Annotated in this window: 1 protein-coding gene; it reads right to left on the reverse strand. The window is 66.0% G+C overall.

The genetic code is table 11. The annotated features are described in order from the left end of the window. A partial coding sequence (locus AAHS21_RS31975; RefSeq protein WP_342931263.1) for an IS481 family transposase occupies window positions 1-861 on the reverse strand: 861 nt, incomplete at its 3' end. Window positions 862-906: the final 45 nt, after the last annotated feature.

The following is a 906-nucleotide window of genomic DNA, read 5'->3' on the forward strand; positions in this document are numbered from 1 at the left end:
GTTGTAGTACTCGGTGAAGGCGTCTAGCTGGGCTTGTAGGTCGGCCACATTGGCCGCTGGGGGTTGGCGGTGCAGCCATTTTTTGAGGGTTTGGTGAAAGCGTTCGACCTTGCCGCAGGTCTGGGGGTGGTAGGGCCGGGAGTTTTTGAAGACGACGCCTAGGGTGGCCAGTTCGGTTTGCAGGGCAGTGCGCCCGCCGGGGCCGGTGGCGTGTCGGGCGGTGAAGACCATGCCGTTGTCGGTCAGTACCGAGGCGGGCAGGCCGTGGGCGGCGAAGGCCTCGCGGAAGCAGTCGCGCACGGCCGGCGCCGTGAACACGGGGCGTGCGGTGCAGGTCAGGGCTTTGCGGGAGTGGTCGTCGAGGATGTTGAGGATCTCGATCTGCGCGCCGGTGGCGGTGGTCATATCGGGGCCGGCAAGGTGCCAGTGGGTGACGTCGGCTTGCCAGCATTCGTTAGGTTGTTCGGCCTGGAAGCGGATGTAGCTGCTGCGGGGTCGCTTGTGCGGCTGAGCGGTGATGAAGCCGCGCCGGCGCAAGACTTTGTGGATCGTGGACACCGCGGGGGCGCTGCCGGCCTGGCGGTGCAGGTGCACGGCGATGGTGTGCGGTCCGGCATCGAGGCCCTGCTCGCCAAGTTGCTTGCGCAGCTTGATAATCCGCTCTTCGACTGTGGCGGGTAGTTGCCGCGGATTAGACGCCGGCCGCCGTGAGCGCGGCTCGAGTCCGGCCTGGCCCTGGGCACGGTAACGGGCCAGCAGGACATAGATCCATGAGCGTGCCACCCGATAATCTCGGGCGACCTCACTGATCGGCCGGTGCTCAATCTCGACGGCGGCAACGACCAAACGGGCCTTGGACATGAGGACACCTCGCGATCACTGGGCTGTCCTCTATGTCGGGAGACA

Source organism: Mycobacterium sp. 050272 (assembly GCF_039023525.1).
Lineage (GTDB): Bacteria > Actinomycetota > Actinomycetes > Mycobacteriales > Mycobacteriaceae > Mycobacterium.